The sequence below is a fragment of the Streptococcus pluranimalium genome, from assembly GCF_047785705.1.
Lineage (GTDB): Bacteria > Bacillota > Bacilli > Lactobacillales > Streptococcaceae > Streptococcus > Streptococcus pluranimalium_A.
Genome location: NZ_JBLOJV010000098.1, coordinates 1 through 873, shown reverse-complemented (window position 1 = coordinate 873; position 873 = coordinate 1). Strand labels below are relative to the sequence as shown.

The window sequence follows — 873 nt, the reverse complement described above, 5'->3', positions numbered from 1 at the left end:
AGCAGCTTGGGCAGCTTGTTTAGCTTGGGCAACTTGAGCATAGGCACCCACTTTAGATTTGATAGCCTCTAACTCAGCGATGAGATTATCTTTGGTTTGCGTGATTTGTTCGATCGAATTCGCTCGGTGACCCTTCAACAATTCCGGTTCTGTTTTATCTTTGATAGCTTGAACTTGTGTTTTTAGTTGTCCGCTATCCGTAGGGTTTAATCCAGCCTCTCCAGCAATGACTCCGTTAACTTCATCGACTTTTGCAATCACCTGACGATAGCTTTCTGCAAGGTCTGACACACCATAAAAACGAACAGTATCGTATGAACCGTCTTTATATACAAAAACTACAGTATCTTTAACTACACTATCTGTATCTCTCGCAATTCTAACGGTAGACAGGGCCGAAGAAGGAATATGTGTATTAGCTAGTTTATAAGCATTTACTATATGCTCTGCTTCAGTCGGTGTCAGGTTATACTTATCCCTAACTACGTAACTGAACTCTATAGGTGCTTTAGCAACATGTATTTCAGACAGTACTAATTCTCGATTGACCTTAGGTCTCTCTCGTATCCCAGCATCAAAAGAGAGATCTTTGAATCATCTGCAAATGTAACGAGGATTGTCATTGGAGAATACACATAGAAGAATCCATCAGATCTCCTAAAACCAGATATGGTTATATCCAGTAATTCTGATGACGGTATACTTGCATTAGCAGTTTTATAGGCATTTACGATATGATCATACTCCTCAGCCGTAAGATTTTTAATATCGCCAACTACATAACTAAAATTTTTGGGACGTTTTATCAAGTATTTATCTTTCAAATAACCCTGTCTGAGCAACTCCGCTCCTGGAATGTTATCTATCTCTGCT

2 protein-coding genes are annotated in these 873 nt (G+C 39.3%); both read right to left on the bottom strand.

Annotated features, from left to right (window positions below):
- Positions 1-291: hypothetical protein (locus tag ACMZ6Z_RS09500; protein WP_416132277.1), on the bottom strand; the 291-nt coding region annotated here is incomplete at its 3' end.
- A gap of 242 nt (positions 292-533) precedes the next feature.
- A partial coding sequence (locus ACMZ6Z_RS09495) for a hypothetical protein (RefSeq protein ID WP_416132276.1) occupies positions 534-873 on the bottom strand: 340 nt, incomplete at its 5' end.